The following is a 19,713-nucleotide window of genomic DNA, read 5'->3' on the forward strand; positions in this document are numbered from 1 at the left end:
CCTTTCTATTGTTCAACCTCGCTCATCAGCGCTCATGATGCTGGGTACCTTGAGCCGACCGAGCACGGAGTCGCTACGGATGAGTCAGACACATGCCCCAGCCCCTGCATGGCAGGAGGACGTGTTCGCCGCGTTGAAGAAGCGCGGCGTCCAGCAGATCGCCTACGTCCCGGACTCCGGCCACTCCCACACCATCCGTGAGGCGCAGCGCGACCCCGCCATCCACGACGTGGTGCTCACCACCGAGGAGGAGGGCGTCGCCGTCGTCAGCGGGGCCTGGCTGGGCGGGCAGAAGGCGGTGCTGCTCATGCAGAGCAGCGGCGTCGGCAACTGCGTCAACATGTTCTCCCTGCTGCAGATGTGCCAGTTCCCCTTCCTCACGCTGGTGACGATGCGCGGCGAGTACGCCGAGTTCAACCCGTGGCAGAGCCCCATGGGCCGCACCACCCAGCAGGCCCTGGAACTCATGGGCATCACCGTCCTGCGCGCCGACCTCCCCGAGGACGTCGAGGAGACCGTCGAGGCGGCTCTGGACTCGGTGTTCGAGGCGGGCGAGCGCGTCGCCGTGCTGCTCGGACAGAAGCTGATAGGCCGCAAGAAGTGGGAGCGCAACTGATGACCGCCACGCAACTGATGACCGCCACCGACACCCTGCCCCGCCTCGACCGGCGCCACTTCGTCGCCGACCTGATTTCCCGCCTCCCCGAGGACGCACTGCTGGTTACCGGCCTCGGGTCACCGAGCTACGACGTGTTCGCCGCCGACGACCGCCCAGGCACCTTCTACCTCTGGGGCGCGATGGGCGCCGCCGCCCCGCTCGCCCTCGGCCTCGCCCTGGCCCAGCCGGACCGTCCGGTCGTGGCCATCACCGGCGACGGCGAACACCTCATGGGCATCGGCACGCTGGCCACCATCGGCGCCCAACTCCCGCCCAACCTCACCCTCGTCGTCCTGGACAACGCCCACTTCGGCGAGACCGGCATGCAGCCCAGCCACACCGGCCTGGGAACCGACCTCGTCGCCGTCGCCCAGGGCTTCGGCATCCAGGACGCGGTGCGCATCACCGACCTCGCCCAGGCCGAGGACCTCGCCGCCCGTATCCGCGCGCGCTCGGCGACGACGTACGCCCAGGTCCTGATCGACACCACCGAGCCGCCGCGCGCCCTGCCGCCACGTGACGGCGTCGCCAACAAGAACTCCTTCCGCGCCGCGCTCGGTCTGAGCACCTTCTAGCCGACGGGATCCCCTTCCATGCACCGCTACGAGTTGTTCATCGACGGGGAGAGCCGCAAGGCCGCTGGCGGTGAATGGTTCCCCACCGACAACCCCTACCTCGGCACCCCGTGGGCCGAGATCGCCAAGGGCACCGGGCAGGACGTAGACGACGCCGTCCGCGCCGCCCACCGCGCCATGCACACCGGCCCCTGGGCCGAACTCACCGCCAGCGCACGCGGCGCCCTGCTGCACCGGCTCGGCGACACGATCGCCGCCCACGCCCGTGAGCGGGCTGAGCTCGAAGTCCGCGACAACGGCAAGCTGTTCACCGAGATGCACGGCCAAGTCGCCTACATCCCCCAGTGGTTCCACTACTACGGCGGGCTCGCCGACAAGATCGAGGGCACCGTTCCGCCGCTGGACAAGAAGGGCTACTTCGCCTACACGAAGCCGTCATCGGCTTCGCGGCCCTGTTCGTCTACATGCTGCTGCAACCGGTCGCGGGCGCCCTGTCCGACCGATACGGCCGTCGCCCGGTCATGTTCGCCTTCTCCGTCTGCGGCATGTTCCTGACGGTTCCGATCATGACCGTGCTCGGGCGCACCGACAGTCCCTGGCTCGCGTTCCTCCTCATGACGCTCGCCCTGACCTTCCTCAGCGGGTACTCGGCGCTGGCCGCGATCATCAAGGCCGAGATGTTCCCCACCAAGGTCCGGGCCCTGGGCGTGGGCCTGCCGCACGCCCTGGTCACCGCCACCTTCGGCGGACTGACGGAACCGATCGCGCTGGCCCTGAAGAAAGGCGGCCACGAGACCACCTTCTTCTGGTACGTCACCGGATGCATCGCCCTGACCTTCCTGGCCACCCTCGTCGTACGCGAACCGTCCCGCACCTCCCTTCTGGAGGCCGGGGCGACCAGCGCGACGCCTGCCCCGTCAACGACCGCCCCGCTGACCTGACCACCCCACGAGGACACGACATGCCCGCCTCCCTCTCCTCCCACGTCGAGTCATGGCATCCCGAACCGACCACCGACAAGGACGCCCTGCCGCCCGACCCGGCGGCGGCCCTGTCGGCACTGCTGAACCTGCCCGACGCCGCCGCGAAGACCGGCGACCCGCTGCCACCCCTGTGGCAGTGGCTGTACTTCCTGCACTGGGCACCCCAACGGGCCCTCGGCCCGGACGGACACCTGCGTGACGCCCGCTTCCTGCCGCCCATCCCCAACCGTCGACGGATGTTCGCCGGCGGACGGTGCGAGATCACCGAGCCCCTGCGGCTCGGCGTGCCGGCCGAGCGCGTAAGCAGCCTGGCCGCCATCACCCCCAAGCAGGGGCGCAGCGGTGAGCTGCTGTTCGTCACCGAGCGGCAGGAATTCCGGCAGAACGGCCGCACCTGCCTGATCGAGGAGCAGGACATCGTCTACCGGTCGGGCGACGGCTCCGCACCGCGGCACCCGGCCGCTCTCGCCGACTCGGCCGTCCCGAAGGCGGAAGGCCCGTGGCAACTGCGTCTGCAACCAGAGGAGACCCTGCTCTTCCGGTTCAGCGCGCTCACCGCCAACGCCCACCGCATCCACTACGACACGCCGTACGTACGCGATGTGGAGGGCTACCCAGGTCTCGTCGTCCACGGCCCGCTGCTGGCCCTGCTCATGCTGGAACTGGTCCGCAGCAACGCCCCCGAGCGGCAGATCCGCTCCCTGACCTACCGGCTGCACCGGCCGGCGTTCGTGGGCGAGCACCTCCTCGCCGACGGCGCGCCCACCGACGACCATGCCCGGCTGCACATCGCCACCCACCGCGAAGCCCGGCACGCCACCGCCGAGGCGACCTTCGCATGAGCCACCCGGACAGCGACCGTATCGCCGCCGCACGGACCCTGCTCTTCGTCCCCGGTGACCGGCCCGACCGCTTCGCCAAGGCAGCGTCCTCCGGCGCCGGCCTCGTCATCATCGACCTGGAGGACGCCGTCGCCCCCGGCGACAAGGACAGCGCCCGCGACAACGCCGCCGCCTGGCTGGCCCTCGGCAACAGGGCCGTCGTACGGATCAACCCGCCCGGCACTCCCTGGTTCGAGGCGGACCTGGCACGGGCGGCCGACCACGGCTGCCCCCTCATGGTGCCCAAGGCTGAGGACCCGTACGCCCTCGCGGAAATCGCCGCCCGCACGGCCGGGCGCTGCCCGCTGATCCCGCTGGTCGAAACGGCCCTCGGCATCGAGCGAGCGGGCGAGGTGTGCGCCGTCCCCGGAGTCGTCCGCGCGGCCTTCGGCAACGTGGACCTGGCCGCGCAGCTGGGCGTCGCCCACGACGACCATCTCGCCCTCGCCCATGCTCGCTCCCGGCTGGTCCTCGCCTCCGCCGCGGCGGGCGCCCACCCTCCCGTCGACGGCGTCACCACCGCCGTACGAGATCTGGATGCGCTCGACGCCGACGTCGCGCACGCCCGGCGCCTCGGATTCACCGGCAAGCTCTGCGTCCATCCGGCTCAAGTGCCGACCGTCACCGACGGGTTCACCCCCACACCGGACGAACTGCGCTGGGCCCGCCGCATCCTCGACGCCGGAGAGTCGGTCACCACGGTCGACGGGCAGATGGTCGACCGGCCCGTGCTGGAACGCGCGCGGGGCGTCCTGGCCCGGGCGGAGGAGCCGCACACCGCAGGCTGACGCCGCCCGCCGAGACCGGATCCGCACCCCGGCTCGGCGGGACCCGTGCGGTGTGTGAAGGGGGGCGGGCGCTGATTGAGGGCACCGCCCGCCCCCTACGTGCCTAGATCGTCTCCTGCCGGTGGGCCGATGCGTGGAGCAGGAACTCCTCCACCATCGGCTCGTGCGCGCCGGCCCGGGAGACCAGGGACAGTTCGACGATGTCTGCGGAGTCGGTGAGGGGCCGGTAGGCGATGGGTCCCTGGATCGAGCGGACCGCCACGTTCGGTACGAGCGTGACCCCGAGGCCGCAGGCCACCATTGCCAGCTGGGTCAGGATCGAGTTGGCGATGTGACGTGCCTCGGGGGTGAACCCGGCTCGGCGGCAGGTCGCCATGAGCTGGTCGTGGTAGTCGGGGGACGCCTCGCGCCGCAGCCATACCCAGGGCTCGTCCGTGAACCGCGCGAGCTCGACCGGCTCTGCGGTGTCCCCGGCGAGGGAATGCCGTTCCGGCAGCGCAATGACGAATTGGTCGTGGCGCCAGGGCTGCACGCGCAGGCCGCGCACCGGCGCGCTGGGCCGGATGACGGCGAGGTCGATCTCGTGCCGGGCGACGGCTTCCTGGCCCTCCCCGGTGTCGACCTCCGTGAGATGCAGGTCGACACGGGGACGGGCGTCCCGGAAAGCGGACAGCGTGCCCAACAAGGGCTCGCTGAGGGCCGAGGTCACCACCCCGATCCGCAGCATGCCCACCAGGCCGGCCTCGGCCTGGGCCGCCACCTCATGGGCGTGCCGGGCGGCCGCCACCAGCTTGCGGCACTCCTCGGCGAACGCCCGGCCGGTCTCGGTCAGCCTGACCCGCCGTTCACTGCGGTCGAACAGCCGCACGCCCAGCTGACGTTCCAGCTGGAGGATCGCCTGACTCAGCGGCGGCTGCGACATCCGCAGCTGCTCCGCGGCCCGGCCGAAGTGGAGGGTCTCGGCGACGGCGAGGAAGTAGCGGGCCTGGCGAACCTCGATCATCAGTCGCTCCGCATATCAGTGAGAGATGAAACCAGACCTTCAGTATATGAAGCTGCGTTGCTTGACTGCGTGACATGACAGCTGGAGATTCCTTGTTGACGCGGTTCGCGGCGCTGGACAGCGCGACCGTGTCCGATGCCCTCGACGCCTGCGGACTCCCGCCGGGACAGGGCGGGCTGCGTCCGATGTGGGGCACGCCCAAGGTGGCCGGGTTCGCGCGGACCGTCGAGCTCGAACCTCTGACCGGCGAGCACGGCGGTGCCCACATCCTCACGAGCGCGATCGCCGGGGCCGGTCCCGAGGACGTCGTCGTGGTGGCGGGCGGCGGCCGCACGGACGTGTCGTCGTGGGGCGGCATCGTCAGCGTCGGCGCCTCGGTGCGCCGCGTCCGCGGTGTCGTCACGGACGGTGCCTGCCGGGACGTGGCACAGGCACGCGAACTCGGCTTTCCCGTGTTCGCGCGCGCCCAGGTGCCGGTGACCGCGCGAGGCCGGCTGCGGCAGAAGTCGGCCGGTGAGCCGGTGTCGCTGGGTGAGGTGACCGTCAACCCGGGTGACGTGGTGCTGGCGGACGAGGACGGGGTCGTGGTCGTGCCCCGCGACCGCGCCGACGAGGTCCTTCGGGCCGCCCGGCGGCTCGCCGACCGGGAGGCGGCCATCGAGGCCGAAGTGCGGGCCGGGGCGCCACTACCGGAGGCGATGCGGGACGCCCGCCTGGCCGGAACGGAGGCAAAGTGATGAGTGACCTCGTGGCACGCCTGCGCGCGCTGCCCACCGCCGCGATCTCCGACGCCCTCGACCGAACCGGCATCGAGGGCGCGCTGCACGGCCTCGCCCCGCTGTCGAACGACTTCCGCGCGGTGGGCCCGGCCTTCACCGTCCGCTACGCCCCCGTCGACAACACCGCCGGCGGCACGGTCGGCGACTTCCTCGACGACGTCCCGCCCGGGTCGGTCGTCGTCATCGACAACGGCGGCCGCACCGACGTCACCGTCTGGGGCGGCATCATGACCGAGGTCGCCGCCCACCGAGGCATCGCCGGCACCGTGATCAACGGCGTCTGCCGCGACGTGTCGGCGTCGTTGGCGCAGAACTACCCGCTGTTCAGCCGAGGCCGGTTCATGCGGACCGGCAAGGACCGGGTGCGCCTGGTGGCCGTCGGCGAGCCGGTGCCCGTGAACGGCATCGAGGTCCGCCCCGGCACTCTCATCTGCGCCGACGCCGACGGCGTGGTCGCCGTGCCCGCCGCCGAGGCAGACCGGATCGCCGAAACCGCCGAGCGGATCGAGCGGGTCGAGGCGGACATCGTCGCGGCCGCGCGCGCCGGCGGCACCCTGCGCGCGGCCCGGGAGACGTTCGGCTACCACACCCTCCAGACAAGGACCCAGGCATGACGGACGCGGCCCGCGGTCACAGCACGGCCACCCTCCACGAGGCATCCGCCTCCCGAGCGCACGCCGTCGACCCGTCCCTGCGCGCCGCCTGGGCGGGGGCGCGCGTGGCGGGGCCGGCGTTCACGGTGCAGGGCATCGGCGGCGACAACCTCGCCCTGCACCGCGCGGTGGCCACGGCCCCCGCCGGCAGCGTCCTCGTCGTCGACCTTCAGGGCGCCCGGCACGGGCACTGGGGCGAGATCCTCGCCGTCGCCGCCCAGCAGCGCGGCATTCTCGGCCTGGTCGTGGACGGCGGCGTACGGGACACGGCGGAGCAGGCGGAGCTGGGCTTCCCCCTCTTCGCCCGGCACGTCACCGTGGTCGGCACCGGCAAGGACCACCCCGGCCACTTCGGCGTCCCCGTACGCGTGGGGGATGTCGTCGTACGACCCGGCGACCTCGTCGTCGGCGACGCGGACGGCGTGGTGGTCGTCCCCGCGGAAGCGGTCGACGAGACCCTCGATGGGGCCGACGCCCGGGTCACCGCCGAGCAGCGAGCCCTGGAAGCCATCCGCACGGGCGTGACGACACTCGAGTACTACGGCCTGCCGGCAGGCTGAACCGACGGCGATCCGCCGTCACCGAGCGCGGCGTGCCACCGGAGCACCACAGGCTCACGGGCGGCACGCCGCGCCTTTGACTTCCTGGCGTCGGGCTGTGCTTTCGGGATCTTCAGCGCTGGGTGCGGGCGTGGAAGTCGGCGATCCGTTCCCAAAATGCGACGGGATTGGAGTACATCGGCCAGTGGCCGCTGTGCGGGATCTGAGCCAACTCGACGCCGTTCGCGGCGAGTTTCGTCAGGTACGACAGGGAGGAGTTCTGCTCGCCGTACAGGAACATGCGCGGGACGGGCAGCGCGAGGAACTTCGTCATCAGGTCGCCGTGATCGGACAGGTCGACCATCGACTCGAAGACGCCGCGGACCGCGCCGGGACGGACCTTGTGACGCAGGCTCGCCGCGTACAGGGCGCTGGAGAACTGCGGTGAGCGGCGTACCCGAACCGCGAAGTCGGCCAGGAAGTGCTCGGGGTCGTCCGCCGGGTGCGTGACGATCTGCCGGCTCAGGAAGCAGTCCTCGGAGGCCAGGTTGCCTTCGACGTCGACGAAACTGAGGACGCGGTCGGGCTCCTGATGAGCCAGCAGCAGGGCGGTCAGACCTCCCATGGAGTGCCCGACCAGGTGGAACCGCATGATCCCCGCCCGTGCCAGAACCGCCTGGGCGGTTCGCACCAGGAACGGAATCGAGATCGCGGACAGATCCTCACACGCGGTCTCTCCACAGCCCGGCGCGTCGTAGGCGAGGAACGGGCGTCCGGCGAACGCGGAGTGCAGGGCGATGTCGGCGTAGTCCTCCTTGGTGGAGCCGAACCCGTGCAGAAGGACGACGGGGGTACCGTTGCCGTCTCGGCGGACCGCGGCGACGGCGAGATCCACGCCGTCGACCCGCAGGTCGAGGCGTTCGTTCATCACTGCCATGACTTCGAGTCCATCAGACGCTGTCCATAGACTCCAAGTCTGATTGTGACTGCTGACGATATGGACAGCGTCCTGAGGTGGCTCAGCCGGACAGGGCCCGGCGGTAGACCGCCGGATCGACGTTGCCGCCCGACGCCACGAGCGCCACGACCTTCCCCCGCACGTCCATCTTCCCGGACAACAGCACCGCCAGGGACGCGGCGGCGCCCGGCTCCAGCACAATCTTCAGGAGGCGGTGGGCCACGCCCATGGCGGCCAGGGCTTCCTCGTCGGTGACGGTCAGGCCGCTCACGTCGTAGCCGCTGAGGACGGCCAGAGGGCGCGCGCCGGCCACCGGGCCGGAGATCGCGTCCATCACCCCGCCCGGCGGCCGCGGGTTGGAGCAGACGCGGCCGGTCGCCAGGGACCGGGCCATCTTGTCGAAGCCGGACGGTTCGACGATGTGGTTCGACAGGCCCTCGAACGCGTGGTTGAGAGCGGTGATCACGCCGGAGGACAGGCCGCCGCCGCTGCAGTTCACCAGGACCGCGTCCGGTGTCAGGCCCAGCTCGCGCGCCTGCTCGGCGATCTCCAGGCCGACGGTGCCCTGCCCCGCCATGACCCTGACGTCGTCGAAGGGTGGGATCAGCGTCATCCCGCGTTCCTGAAGGATCTTCCCCGCAACCTCGCCCCGGTCCTCGGTCTCCGGGTCGTAGAAGACGGTCTCGGCGCCCCACCAACGGCAGTTGTCGACCTTGATGCGGGGCGCGTTGCGCGGCATGACGATGACGGCAGGGCAGCCTGCGAGCCGGGCCGCGGCAGCCACGCCCTGGCCGTGATTGCCCGCGGAGTAGGTGACGATCCCGGCGCGGCGCACGTCCTCGTCCACGGTGAGCACGGCGTTGAGCGCTCCGCGTACCTTGAACGAGCCGGTCAGCTGCAGGCATTCGGCCTTTACCAGGACACGGCCGCCGACAAGCTTGTCAAGCATCGGGGAGTTCAACAGGGGGGTCCGCACGACGTGGCCGGCCAGGCGCTTCGCGGCCTCGCAGATGGCATCGATGCCGAAGCCGGGCACCATGTCGTCGGTCACTGTTCCACCTCGAAAAGCGTCTCGATCTCGACCGGCGCCCGCCGCGGCAGGGCCGCCGCCCCGACCGCGGCGCGGACGTGGCGGCCCCGTTCGCCCAGGACCAGGACCAGCAGGTCGGAGGCACCGTTCATGACGAGCGGCTGGTCGGCGAAATCACCGGCGCACCGGACGTATCCCGTCAGCTTCAGTACGCGGAGGCGGTCGAAGTCGCCGTCGCAGGCGAGGCCGGCCGTTTCACACGGACGGACCGCCAGCTCCGGAGACGGGAACGGGCAGGAGCGGGGGCCGTTGAGAGCCCCGCTCACGCGCGTGCGTGCCCGTGAGCGCGTTGGCCCGCTACGACGTCTTCTGGTCGTCGTACTCCGTCAGTCCTCCGTCCAGGAGCGCTGGCTCGTGCGTGCCGGCGGCCTTGGAGAGCCAGTGAAGGGCATGGTAACCGGTCAGTACCAGGAGGGTGCCGAGGGCGATGCCGTTGAGCTCGAAGTTGTCGGTGAACTTCAGGCTCACGCCACCGATCCCGACGATGACGCCGGCGGCGGCCGGGATCAGGTTGAGCGGCTGGCCGAAGTCGACCTTGTTCCGGACCCAGATCTGGGCGCCGAGCAGGCCGATCATGCCGTAGAGGATGACGGTGATGCCGCCGAGGACGCCGCCCGGGATCGCCACGACGAACGCGCCGAACTTCGGACAGAGACCGAAGAGCAGGGCGAAGAACGCGGCGCACATGTAGGCGGCGGTCGAGTAGACGCGAGTGGCGGCCATGACCCCGATGTTCTCGGCGTACGTGGTGGTCGCCGGGCCACCGGCGACAGTGGAGACCATGGTGGCCGCGCCGTCCGCCGCGATGGCTGTACCGAGCTTGTCGTCCAGCGAGTCGCCGGTCATCTCGCCGACGGCCTTGATGTGGCCGGTGTTCTCGGCGACCAGGGCGATCAGGACCGGGAGGGCCACGACGATCGCCGACGCGCTGAAGGAAGGGCCGTGCATGTCGGGGAAGCCAATCCAGTCGGCTTCCTTGACCGGGGTCAGGTCGAGGCGCCAGTGGTCGACGACCTTGCCGGTGCCGTCAGCGGAGTGGATCTTGCCCAGGGTGGCGTCGAGGATCCAGGAGAGCACGTAGCCGAAGACCAGGCCCAGGAAGATCGCGATACGCGACCAGAAACCACGCAGGACGACCAGCGCCAAGCCGGTGAACAACATCGTGGCAAGCGCGGTCCACTGGTCCTGCGGCCAGTAGGTGCCCGCAGCCACCGGAGCGAGGTTGAAGCCGATCAGCATGACGACGGCGCCCGTGACCGCCGGCGGGAGCACCGCATGGATGATCTTGGCACCCACGCGCTGCACCAAGAGGCCGACGACGGTGAGGGCGAGACCCACCACGAACAGCGCACCGGTCACCTCGGCCGGGCCGCCGCCCTGGCTGCCGATCACCGCGGCGACGCCGACGAAAGAGAGCGACGAACCCAGGTAGCTGGGCACCCGTCCGCGCGTGATCACCAGGAACAGCAGGGTGGCGACACCCGAGGCCATAAGGCCGAGGCTCGGGTTCAGACCCATGAGCACAGGGGCGACAAAACAGGCGCCGATCATCGAGACGACATGCTGGGCGCCGAGCCCAATCGTCCGGGTCCAGGTAAGTCGCTCGTCCGGCCGGACGACCTCACCTGGTCTCAGGTGTCGGCCATCTCCGTGCAGCTTCCAACCAAAACCCGCCATTTAGCACTCTCCGTTCGTGTACTTACCGAACGGAAAGTACAAGATGAGCAGTCAACCGTTCGCACCAACCCGGGCTAGCCCCCAGCCGGTCCGCCATCCGCGTGACCTGGCCCGCTTGCCGGGGATCTACCGGGTTCCACGTCGACAATGGTACGGGGGCTCGTTCGCACCCCCATTCAGTGATGCAAACAGGTTGCAACATTCGTTGCGCCGGCCCTGATGGGTCTCGACCCGAACCTCGCGATCATGATGTCGGGCCTCGCGACGGTCATCTTCCTGCTGGCCACGCGCGGCCGGGTGCCCAGCTACCTGGGCTGTTCACTGTCCTTCGTGGGCGTGGCGGCGGTGATCAGGGCGCAGGGCGGTTCGAGCGCCGTGGTGACCGGTGCCGTGTTCGTGGTCGGCATCGCGCTGTTCCTCGCCGGGCTCGCGGTGCAGCGGTTCGGGGCGCGGATCATCCACGCCACCATGCCGCCGATCGTCACCGGCGCGGTGGTCATGCTGATCGGCTTCAACCTGGCGCCTGTCACGTCCGCGACGTACTGGCCGCAGGACCAGTGGACGGCGCTGCTGACCATGCTGTTCACCGGTTTGGCCGTGGTGTGCCTGCGCGGTTTCTGGTCGCGCATCGCGATCTTCCTGGGGCTGATCTTCGGTTACGCTTCCTGGGGCTGATCTTCGGTTACGGCATCTCGTGGGTCTTCGACCGCGTCTTTCGGCAAGATCCACTCGGTGAGCGGCGGTACCGAGGCCGTCGACCACTGGCGTCTGGACTGAAGTTCACCGACAACTTCGAGCTGAGCGGCATCGCCCTCGGCACGCTCGTCGTCATCAGCGGCTACCACGCGCTCCGCGCCATGGCCCCCGCCCACCTCAAGACGCAGGAGCCGCTGCTCGACGCCGGCACCTCGACGTACGACAAGGACGCCGAGAAGGATGGGCCGGCCAGGAGACGGCCGGGCAGGAAGCGGCTGGGCAGCAGGCGGGCGACGACGCGTCGAAGGGTCAGCCGCCCGTCACCAGGTCGTAGGCGTAGCCCGGGGTGAAGGTGCCCGGCGTGCCCTTGCAGCCGTCGGACTCCCCGGGCAGCTTGACCCAGAGGTAGGCGTCGATACGGGACTGTCCGGTACGTAACGTCGGCACCTGTCCGAGCTTGCGGCCCGCCGGGTCGCACCACTCGCCCTCGGGTGGGGCACCGTTCCCGTTCCGGCTGGTGTCGATGACGGCGCCCAGGCTCGACGGGCCGCCCAGCGCCGACAGGATCTGGCGGGCGTAGGCCGCCTCCTCGGCGGTGCGGTGGAAGTTCGAGACGTTGGTGAAGACGCCGTCGGACGAGGCGGCCGACGCCGCGCCCGCCTGCCGCAGCCGGGCCGCCTGCGTGGCTGCCGCGTTCCAGCCGGAGTGGCCCGCGTCGTAGTAGACCCTGGCCCTCGGGTTGGCCGCCTTGAGGACGCGGCCCGCGCGGGCCAGCGACGCGTACCGCCGCGCCCGGTCGCCCGCCGACAGGCAGTCGATCAGGGCGAGGGAGTCGGGTTCCAGGACCACGATGACCTCACCGGAGCCGAGCCCGGCGGCGAACTTGTCGATCCACCCGTCGTACGCGCCGAGGTCGGGCGCCCCGCCCTGGGACGCGCCCCCGCAGTCGCGGTTCGGAATCGCGTACGGCACGACGACCGGCACCCGGCCGCTCGCCGCGGCCGTCGAGGTGACCGCACGCACGCGTGAGGTGATCGTCGACGGCGTGTAGTCGGCGAACCACACCGCGGCCGGCTGGTCGGCGATCCGCGACTCGATGAGCGGCCGCCGCGGATCGCTGCGGTTGGCCCGGACCCAGTCGAGTACCTGCGAGTCGTTGTGCCGGTACAGGCGGGCCGACACGGCGGGTGCGGCGGCCGCGGTCGTCTTGGGCGCCTTCGGGGTGGCCTTGGCCTTGGGTGAGGGCTTGGACGAGGACTTGGAGGGCGACGGTGAGGCCGAGGTGGTGGACGGGGACGCGCTGGGCACCGCGGGCAGCGGCTGGAGGCTCGGCGACCGCGTCACCGTCGGCCGCGCCTCGTCCGTTCCGCCGCCCTGGTCGAGGGCGTTGACCAAGCCTGTGACCGTGCCGACGGCGACCACGACCGAGGCTGCCGCGGCCATGGCACCGCGGCCGGTGCGCCCGCGCCGCTTCCTGCGTTCCGCCAGGCGCTGCGCGCGTGGGCCTGACACGTGCTGTTCCCCCTCTTCTCCGTGACGCTCCCCTGCGCCACAGTCGTTGTCTGCCGGTGCCGGTGGCGTTCCCCCGTTCTGGGGAAGCCCGTGGCCCGGCGGCACGCGCGTCAGCCTATGGCTGGGACCCTGCCCCCATGGCGCAGTTGGAACAGTTCACACATTCGCCCCACGGGGTCGACGCGGTGGTGGCGCGGATGCGCGCGCTCGGCGCGGCCTGGCCGGACCATGACGGCGTAGCGGTCTTCAACCGCGTCTACTTGGCCGTCACACTGGAGGTCGACCGGCTCATCGACACAGGGCAGTTCCCCGATCCGCGAGCCGCCGCCACGCTGGACGTTCGGTTCGCCGAGCGCTATCTCGCGGCGGTCGACGCGGTGGCCGGGGAACGCCGCCCGCCCGCGTGCTGGCGGCCGCTGTTCCAGTACCGGCGCCATCCCGGAGTACGTCCGATGCAGTTCGCACTCGCGGGCATCAATGCGCACATCGGGCACGATCTGGCGCTCGCGGTCGTGGACACCTGTCGTACGCTCGGCTGCGAACCGTCCGAGATGGAGGACGAGTTCGACCGTGTGGGCGATCTCCTCGTGTCGCTGGAGGAGCGCATCCGCGAAGATCTGATGCCCGGTCCCGATCTCCTGCAGATCGCCGATCCGCTGACGCATCTGCTCGGCTCCTGGAGCCTGGAACGAGCGCGGGACGGCGCATGGGCGGCGGCCCGGGCACTCTGGGCACTGCGGGAACTCCCGGAGGTCGTCGAGGAGTTCACCCAGCGGCTCGACGCAGGCGTGGGGCTGGTCGGCCGCATGCTGCTCACCCCGCTCCCGGACTGACCGGGATCGCGGCCCTCTCCGCAGGAGCGCGGTTGTACTGATCCCGCCATGACGGGTCGTCAACGCCTGGAATTCCTGTGCGTCCGCTGTACGTTGACGAGCTGGACCTGATGCGGACCACAACCGCGCCGGGCAGCGGCCCGGCGTACACGGCGCGCGGCGCCGCGACCGGACCCGATGCGAAGGAGCACAGGCATGGCGATTCCCCTCGGACTGGCACTCCCGCAGCTGAAGCAGTACGACCTTGGACGCGACGTGCCCGCGGTGGCGAAGGCCGCCGAGGACATCGGATACCAAAGCCTGTGGGTGTTCGAGCGGATCCTGTTCCCCGAGCCTGCGACGCAGGGCCTCTACGGCATCCCGGGCCTGGCCTGGCCCGACGAGTACCGCTCGGTGGCCGACCCGCTGGTGACGCTGACACTGGCCGCGGCCGTCACCGAGCGGGCGCGGCTGGGCACCAGCGTGCTGATCGCCCCGCTGCACGTGCCCTTCCAGCTGGCCCGTTCACTCGCCACGCTGGACGCCGCGAGCGGCGGCCGGGTGGTGGCCGGGTTCGGCACGGGCTGGTCCCTCGACGAGTACGCGGCCGCGTCGGTGGCGCCCTTCGAGCAGCGCGGCAAGGTCCTGGACGAGCTGCTCGACGTGTGCCGGGCGGTCTGGGGCCCGGACCCCGTGGCGTACGAGGGATCGCTGACCAGGATCGCGCCGTCGGAGGTGGGCCCCAAGCCCGCCCGGCCGATTCCGGTCCTGCTCCCGGCGAACAGCCCCCGTGCCCTGCGCCGGCTCGTGGAGCGCGCCGACGGCTGGATGCCGGTCGGCATGGGCGCCGAGCGGCTGGCCGCCGACTGGCGGAAGGTCCAGGACCTGGCCGCGGAGAAGGGCCGCACGGAGCCGGTGCAGAGCGTCCTCCGGGTCAACGCGCAGTACTCCGCGAAGGCGTACGAGGGCGAGGACCGTGCCCCCTTCCAGGGGAACGCCGAGCAGATCTCCGAGGATCTCGTGGCGCACGCCGAGGTCGGTCTCGACGAGATCTTCCTCGAGCTCAGTGGCTCAGCGCGGGATGCGGAGGAGCTCAAGGACGTGGCGGCCGAGGTGTACGAGACGGCGCGGGCGGCCGGGGTCTGAGCCGCCGGACCGGTCGGCGGCACTCCGACCGGTGACCGGGGCGGGAACCCAGGAGCCCGTAGGTGCCTCAGGCTCCGCGGCATCCGCGGCATCCGCGGGTTTCCCGCCCGCCCGCTTCCCGTCAGTCCTCGGGCAGTTCGACCGGCGCGATCTCGTCGTACACGTCGCCTGGCCCCGGGTTCGTCGGGTCGGTCGCCCCGCCCAGCTGGTGCATGACGGCCCACACGGCGTTGAGCGCGGTCTGCACGGCGCCCTCGGCCCAGCCCGCCGTCCAGGAGATGTCGTCACCGGCGAGGAAGATGCCGCGCTTGTCCTCGGGGAGGCGGTCCTGCATGAAGTGGGTGAACAGGCGCCGCTGGTAGCGGTAGTGGCCCGGCAGGTTGGCCTTGAACGCGCCCATGAAGTACGGCTCGTTCTCCCAGGACACGGTCACCGGGTTGCCGATGATGTGCTTCCGGATGTCGACCTTCGGATAGATCTCGCCGAGCGACTTGAGCATGACCTCCATGCGCTCGTTCGCCGACAGCGGCAGCCACTTCAGGCTGTCGTCGCACCAGGTGTAGGACAGGCAGATGACGGCGGGCTGGTCGGGCCCGTTGTCGAGCAGGTAGGTCCCGCGCGTCATTCGGTCGGTGAGCGTCATCGACATGACGTCCCGCCCCGTCTCCTCGTCCTTGTCGAGCCAGAAGGGCCGGTCGACGGGCACGAAGAGCTTGCTGGACTCCATGTAGTGGGTGCGCTCGATCGCCGTCCAGTGGTCGATCGGGAAGAGCTCGTCGTCGCACGCGATCTTGGACAGCAGCATCCAGGACTGGGCGGTGAAGATCACGGCTCGGTAGGAGCGGATGTCACCGGAGGCGTCCGTGACGGTGATGCGGTTGCCGGCGGTGCGGTGCAGCCGCGTCACGGCCGGACGGGGCTCGCCGTTCACGTGCAGGGACTTGAGCGAGGTGCCGTAGGGCCAGTGGACGATCTTCTCGGGCTCGCGCTCCCACAGCCGCAGCGGAAGCTGCTGGCTGCCGCCGACGATGCCGCGGTGGTGGTCGTCCGCCTCGGTGTAGACGACGCGGAGGATCTCCAGGATGGAGTTGGGGAAGTCGGTGTCCCAGCCGCCGGTGCCGAAGCCGACCTGGCCGAAGATCTCGCGGTGCCGGAAGGACTTGAAGGCCTCCGAGTCGCAGAGGAAGCCGTAGAAGGTCTGGTTGTCGAGCTTCTCGACGAGCCGGGACCAGATCTCACGGATACGCGGGACGTCGCGCTCCCGCAGGGCCCGGTTCATGTCGGAGAAGTCGGCGCCCTCCTCCAGGCAGGCGTTCCAGGCGTTCGCCACGTCTCGGTAGACCTGCGGAAGATCGTCGAGGGTCTCGGCGTAGTGCGACTCGCCCTTGAGATCGACGACCGTGGACGGTGTGGCCTCGGCGAGCGGGTTCGGGAAGGCCCGGGTCTCCAGGCCCACCAGGTCGATGTAGTGCTGGAGCGCCGTCGAGGACGGCGGGAAGCGCATCGCGCCCATCTCGGCGGTGAGCGAGGGGTCGCAGCCGTCGAAGCCGACGGTCCGCAGCCGCCCGCCGATCCGGTCGGCCTCGTAGACGACCGGCTTGAGGCCCATCTTCATGAGCTCGTACGCGGCCACGATGCCCGACAGCCCGCCGCCGACGACGGCGACCTCGGTGCCGTGCTCGGTCGCGGGTATCTGGCCCAGCCCCGCGGGGTGCGCGAGGAAGTCGTCGTACGCGTACGGGAAGTCCGGCCCGAACATGGTGATCGGCGGCTGCGCGTCGTCTGCGTGCTGGACGGCGTTGGGCACCGTGGACGTCATGGGGTACGGACTCCTTGCGTGAAGACTCTCGGGGGCGGGCGGCGCGCAGGCGGGCGTGCTGGTGGTTCAGACGGCGCTTGGTTCTGACGGCGCTTGGAACAGACGGGGCTTGGTTCAGAGGGGACTTGGTTCAGATGAGGGACCCGTAGAGGCCGGGGCGCCGGTCCTTCAGATACGGGTTCACCTCGCGTGAGGCCGCGAGAAAAGCGGGGTCGGCGTCGGCGAAGACCAGTTCCTCACCGCGTCCCGCGCGTGTGCGGGCGACCCCGTCCGGCCCGGCCAGCGTGGAGAGCCCGACGAAGTCGAACTCCCCTTCCTGGCCGACGCGGTTGACGTACGCCACGTACATCTGGTTCTCGAAGGCCCGCACCGGGACCACGCACTCGGCGACGAACTGGAACGGGTGCATCTGGGCCGTGGGCACCAGCAGCAGGTCCGTGGCCGCGAGGGCGTGGGCACGGACGTTCTCCGGGAACTCGACGTCGTAGCAGATCATCAGGCCGACGCGGAGACCGTTCAGCTCCGCCTGCACCACCGGTTCGTCGCCCGGCGTGAAGTGGTCCCGTTCGAAGCAGCCGAAGAGGTGGGTCTTGCGGTAGTTGGCGAGGCGGGTGCCGTCGGCCGCGATGAGCTGGGCGGAGTTGAAGACCAGGTCCCCTGAGCGCTCGGGGTAGCCGTAGGCGATCGCGAGGCCGTGCCGTCCGGCGATCCCCGCGATCGCGTCGGCGGACTCTCCGTCGGCGGGCTCGGCGAGCCGGGCGATGTCTTCACCGATCGCATACCCGGTCAGGAACATCTCCGGCGCCACCAGCAGCCCCGCCCCAGCGGCCCCTGCCCGGCCCGCGGCCTCGTCGAGGACCTTGAGGTTCTCGACGACCGAACCGGGTCGGCCGGAGCTCTGGAGCAGGGCGGTGCGCATGCGTGTTCCTCACCGTGGGACGGGGATTCGGGGGCCTCAAAGACGGTACGGTCCGGCATCCGGGCCGACAAGGCGGAGCCGTTGCGCACCGGAGCACGAATCGTTGCGTCCCACCCGGGGTCGGCAGCGATTCGTTGCGCGCCCGGCCGGCGGGGGCCCTTTCCACCAGAGGCGCAGGTCAGGGCCCCTTTCGGCTAGAGGCCAAGGTCCCGGGAACGCGGGTAGGGGCGGCGCGGGTTCCCAGGAGCGCGTGCCGGGCGCGGGCGGCCTCACCCCGGTGCCGTGGGAGCCGAGGTGTCGGCTGTGCGAGCCGTCCGGGCTGAAGTCCTCCTGGTGGCCAGGATCAGCGCCGTCACCAGATAGGGCACCGCGAACAGGGCGAAGACGGTGCCGTGCGCGGCCGTCGAGCCGATCACCGCGTACCCGCCGTACACCGCGACCGTGGTCAGGTCGGTGCCCACACCGGCCACCGAGGTCAGGGTGGCCCGGCCGGTCCCCTCGATGCGCTGCTGGAGCCGGGCGTCGGCCAGGACGCTCGCCAGCTGGAAACCGCCGAAGGCGATCGCCACCAGCGCGATGCCGGCCGGGGTCCGCGCCACCGCACCCGCGGCCAGGGCCAGCGCGGAGCCCGCCAGCAGCCCGGCAAGTCCACCCGTGCCCAGCCGCTGTCCCGCGCCGGCCAGCAGACCGCCGACCGTCGCCGCTGCCCAGACCAGCAACAGCAACTGCGGTACGGCGCCTTCCGGTACGCCGGTGTCGCGCACCAGCAGCGGCGTGTACTCATCGAGCGCGCCCCACACGGCGGTGACGGCGGGGACGAGCAGCAGGGCACCGCGTACTGACCGGTTGCCGCGGGCTTCGGCGAGTCCGGCCCGCAGGGTCCGGGCCCACCCGTCGCCGGGCTCGTCAGCCGAGGGCTTGTCGCTCGAGGGCTCCTCAGCCAACGGCTCGTCGGTCGAGGGCTCCTCAGCCGAGGGCGCGTCGGTCGAGGGTTTGTCCACGGCGGCAGTCGGCGCCGTCCGCTGCTCCGGGAACCGGGACGCGGCGACCGCGGCCAGCAGACATGCCAGCACGCTGGCGAGCCCCACGGCCGGATAGCCGCCGGCCGCGAACACCGGCCCGGCCAGCCCCATCGCCGCCATCACGCCCACCAGCCCGGCCGCCCGGGCCCGGCCCATCGCGTGCGCGTACCGGTCGGCCGAACCGAGCCGGTCGAGTTCCTCGTACACCAGTGCTTCCAAGGCACCGGAACTCAGCGCTCCCTTGGCGCCCCAGAGCACGAAGCCGAGGGCGAACGCCCAGTACGACGGGGTGAGCACCCACAGGACGAAGCCGGTGGCGGTGAGCAGCGGCCCGAACCACAGCAGCACGCGCCGCGAGGCGCCGTCGGCCCAGGCACCGGAGGGGATCTCCAGCAGGACACCGGTCAGCGACCACAGGGCGAACAGCGAGGAGATCTGCAAGACCGTGAGACCGGTGTCGCGGAACAGCAGCGCGTACACCGGGTAGAGCAGGACGAAGTCGTCGAGGAACGCGTAGCCGTACAGCGTGGCCGTCAGCCGCCGGACACCGGTGCCGGGCACACGCACGGATGAAAGAGTCATGAGGCCTTCCCGCAGGGACAGTTCGGACGCCGGAGATACGGCGCCCGAGGCGGCCCTCGGGAGGCACGGCTGGTGGATCAATGTCGCCAGGTCATGGGACCGATGTTAGACGGGCTCCCCCGTCCGGCCCAGATGGCGCCCTGCGGAGAGGGCCCTAGGTCGGCGAACCCGACGAGAACCGGCGCACCAGCGGCGACAGCACCAGCACGGACTTGGTGCGCTCCACGAACGGCTCCCCGGCGATCCGCTCCAGGACCCGCTCGAAGTGCCGCATGTCGGAGGCGAAGACCTGCACGACGGCGTCGGCGTCACCGGTGACGGTGGAAGCGGCCACGACCTCCTGGTAGCGCTCGAGACCGCGTTGGATGGTCTCGGGCGAGGTGTTGCGCCGGCAGTAGATCTCGACGAACCCCTCGGTCTCCCAGCCGAGCGCGGCCGGATCCACGCGGACCGTGAAACCGGTGATGGCGCCGGTGGCGCGCAGCCGGTCCACGCGCCGCTTGACGGCCGGCGCGGACAGGCCGACCAGCTGGCCGATGTCGGCATAGGACCGGCGGGCGTCCTCGGCGAGGGCGTGCACGATGCGTTCGTCGAGATCGTTCAGCACTGCGGGTGGATCAC

At 70.9% G+C, this 19,713-nt stretch carries 21 protein-coding genes and 1 pseudogene; 12 read left to right on the forward strand and 10 right to left on the reverse strand.

What is annotated here, in order from left to right:
* Positions 1-79 precede the first annotated feature (79 nt).
* From ACSMXV_RS09050 to ACSMXV_RS09075, 6 genes are read left to right on the forward strand one after another with little or no spacing between them, the layout of a single operon-like run.
* Positions 80-616 carry a phosphonopyruvate decarboxylase gene (locus ACSMXV_RS09050; RefSeq protein WP_473177182.1) on the forward strand — a complete coding sequence of 179 codons (537 nt, stop codon included), beginning with the start codon at positions 80-82 and terminating at the stop codon, positions 614-616.
* Positions 616-1,233, forward strand: a complete 618-nt coding sequence (locus ACSMXV_RS09055) for a thiamine pyrophosphate-dependent enzyme (RefSeq protein ID WP_473177183.1) — start codon at positions 616-618, stop codon at positions 1,231-1,233. Before ACSMXV_RS09050 ends, ACSMXV_RS09055 begins: the two co-directional genes overlap by 1 nt.
* Before the next feature lie 18 nt (positions 1,234-1,251).
* Complete coding sequence (locus ACSMXV_RS09060) at positions 1,252-1,788, forward strand: aldehyde dehydrogenase family protein (RefSeq protein ID WP_473177184.1); 537 nt, start codon at positions 1,252-1,254, stop codon at positions 1,786-1,788.
* A complete protein-coding gene (locus ACSMXV_RS09065; protein ID WP_473177185.1) occupies positions 1,698-2,174 on the forward strand; it encodes an MFS transporter in 477 nt (158 codons plus the stop codon). The genes ACSMXV_RS09060 and ACSMXV_RS09065 overlap by 91 nt, the downstream gene beginning before the upstream one ends.
* A 20-nt stretch (positions 2,175-2,194) precedes the next feature.
* The gene (locus tag ACSMXV_RS09070; RefSeq protein WP_473177186.1) at positions 2,195-3,058 is read left to right on the forward strand and encodes an HTD2 family dehydratase; all 864 of its coding nucleotides are present in this window, start codon (positions 2,195-2,197) and stop codon (positions 3,056-3,058) included.
* Positions 3,055-3,885: an HpcH/HpaI aldolase/citrate lyase family protein gene (locus ACSMXV_RS09075; protein WP_473177187.1), complete on the forward strand. Its 831-nt coding sequence runs from the start codon at positions 3,055-3,057 to the stop codon at positions 3,883-3,885. The genes ACSMXV_RS09070 and ACSMXV_RS09075 overlap by 4 nt, the downstream gene beginning before the upstream one ends.
* Before the next feature lie 103 nt (positions 3,886-3,988).
* Here the strand turns inward: ACSMXV_RS09075 and ACSMXV_RS09080 are convergent, their stop codons facing one another.
* Positions 3,989-4,888 carry a LysR family transcriptional regulator gene (locus ACSMXV_RS09080; protein ID WP_473177188.1) on the reverse strand — a complete coding sequence of 300 codons (900 nt, stop codon included), beginning with the start codon at positions 4,886-4,888 and terminating at the stop codon, positions 3,989-3,991.
* 74 nt (positions 4,889-4,962) lie between these two features.
* Here ACSMXV_RS09080 and ACSMXV_RS09085 point away from each other — a divergent pair, with 74 nt between their 5' ends.
* The 3 genes from ACSMXV_RS09085 to ACSMXV_RS09095 are packed head-to-tail and all read left to right on the forward strand — an operon-like array spanning position 4,963 to position 6,880.
* Positions 4,963-5,625: an RraA family protein gene (locus ACSMXV_RS09085; protein ID WP_473177189.1), complete on the forward strand. Its 663-nt coding sequence runs from the start codon at positions 4,963-4,965 to the stop codon at positions 5,623-5,625.
* Complete coding sequence (locus tag ACSMXV_RS09090) at positions 5,625-6,281, forward strand: RraA family protein (RefSeq protein WP_473177190.1); 657 nt, start codon at positions 5,625-5,627, stop codon at positions 6,279-6,281. The genes ACSMXV_RS09085 and ACSMXV_RS09090 overlap by 1 nt, the downstream gene beginning before the upstream one ends.
* Positions 6,278-6,880, forward strand: coding sequence for an RraA family protein (locus ACSMXV_RS09095; protein ID WP_473177191.1), 603 nt, complete (start codon positions 6,278-6,280; stop codon positions 6,878-6,880). The genes ACSMXV_RS09090 and ACSMXV_RS09095 overlap by 4 nt, the downstream gene beginning before the upstream one ends.
* A 112-nt stretch (positions 6,881-6,992) precedes the next feature.
* Here ACSMXV_RS09095 and ACSMXV_RS09100 read toward each other — a convergent pair whose 3' ends face one another.
* The 4 genes from ACSMXV_RS09100 to ACSMXV_RS09115 form a co-directional block, all read right to left on the reverse strand.
* Positions 6,993-7,796 carry an alpha/beta fold hydrolase gene (locus ACSMXV_RS09100; RefSeq protein ID WP_473177192.1) on the reverse strand — a complete coding sequence of 268 codons (804 nt, stop codon included), beginning with the start codon at positions 7,794-7,796 and terminating at the stop codon, positions 6,993-6,995.
* 82 nt (positions 7,797-7,878) lie between these two features.
* Positions 7,879-8,868, reverse strand: coding sequence for a threonine ammonia-lyase (locus ACSMXV_RS09105; RefSeq protein ID WP_473177193.1), 990 nt, complete (start codon positions 8,866-8,868; stop codon positions 7,879-7,881).
* Positions 8,865-9,173: a RidA family protein gene (locus ACSMXV_RS09110; RefSeq protein ID WP_473177194.1), complete on the reverse strand. Its 309-nt coding sequence runs from the start codon at positions 9,171-9,173 to the stop codon at positions 8,865-8,867. Before ACSMXV_RS09110 ends, ACSMXV_RS09105 begins: the two co-directional genes overlap by 4 nt.
* 31 nt (positions 9,174-9,204) lie before the next feature.
* Positions 9,205-10,584, reverse strand: coding sequence for a uracil-xanthine permease family protein (locus ACSMXV_RS09115; protein WP_473177195.1), 1,380 nt, complete (start codon positions 10,582-10,584; stop codon positions 9,205-9,207).
* 195 nt (positions 10,585-10,779) lie between these two features.
* Here ACSMXV_RS09115 and ACSMXV_RS09120 point away from each other — a divergent pair.
* A pseudogene (locus ACSMXV_RS09120) lies at positions 10,780-11,358 on the forward strand (solute carrier family 23 protein); the annotation flags it as partial.
* A 231-nt stretch (positions 11,359-11,589) separates the two neighbouring features.
* On the opposite strand, the gene ACSMXV_RS09125 reads toward ACSMXV_RS09120, so the two are convergent.
* Positions 11,590-12,723 carry a glycoside hydrolase family 6 protein gene (locus tag ACSMXV_RS09125; RefSeq protein WP_473178867.1) on the reverse strand — a complete coding sequence of 378 codons (1,134 nt, stop codon included), beginning with the start codon at positions 12,721-12,723 and terminating at the stop codon, positions 11,590-11,592.
* A 206-nt stretch (positions 12,724-12,929) separates the two neighbouring features.
* Between ACSMXV_RS09125 and ACSMXV_RS09130 the strand changes: the two genes are divergently transcribed.
* Complete coding sequence (locus ACSMXV_RS09130) at positions 12,930-13,625, forward strand: DUF5995 family protein (protein ID WP_473177196.1); 696 nt, start codon at positions 12,930-12,932, stop codon at positions 13,623-13,625.
* 195 nt (positions 13,626-13,820) lie between these two features.
* Positions 13,821-14,750, forward strand: coding sequence for an LLM class F420-dependent oxidoreductase (locus ACSMXV_RS09135; RefSeq protein WP_473177197.1), 930 nt, complete (start codon positions 13,821-13,823; stop codon positions 14,748-14,750).
* A gap of 121 nt (positions 14,751-14,871) precedes the next feature.
* On the opposite strand, the gene ACSMXV_RS09140 is transcribed toward ACSMXV_RS09135, so the two are convergent.
* The 4 genes from ACSMXV_RS09140 to ACSMXV_RS09155 all read right to left on the reverse strand — a co-directional run bounded on the left by ACSMXV_RS09140 (position 14,872) and on the right by ACSMXV_RS09155 (position 19,699).
* On the reverse strand, positions 14,872-16,569 hold the full coding sequence (locus ACSMXV_RS09140; RefSeq protein ID WP_473177198.1) for a flavin monoamine oxidase family protein: 1,698 nt from the start codon (positions 16,567-16,569) through the stop codon (positions 14,872-14,874).
* A gap of 130 nt (positions 16,570-16,699) precedes the next feature.
* Positions 16,700-17,488 carry a carbon-nitrogen hydrolase family protein gene (locus ACSMXV_RS09145; protein ID WP_473177199.1) on the reverse strand — a complete coding sequence of 263 codons (789 nt, stop codon included), beginning with the start codon at positions 17,486-17,488 and terminating at the stop codon, positions 16,700-16,702.
* A gap of 269 nt (positions 17,489-17,757) precedes the next feature.
* Positions 17,758-19,092: an MFS transporter gene (locus tag ACSMXV_RS09150; protein ID WP_473177200.1), complete on the reverse strand. Its 1,335-nt coding sequence runs from the start codon at positions 19,090-19,092 to the stop codon at positions 17,758-17,760.
* A 154-nt stretch (positions 19,093-19,246) separates the two neighbouring features.
* Positions 19,247-19,699, reverse strand: coding sequence for an Lrp/AsnC family transcriptional regulator (locus ACSMXV_RS09155; protein WP_181657164.1), 453 nt, complete (start codon positions 19,697-19,699; stop codon positions 19,247-19,249).
* Positions 19,700-19,713: the final 14 nt, after the last annotated feature.

The organism is Streptomyces sp. DSM 42067 (assembly GCF_055792885.1).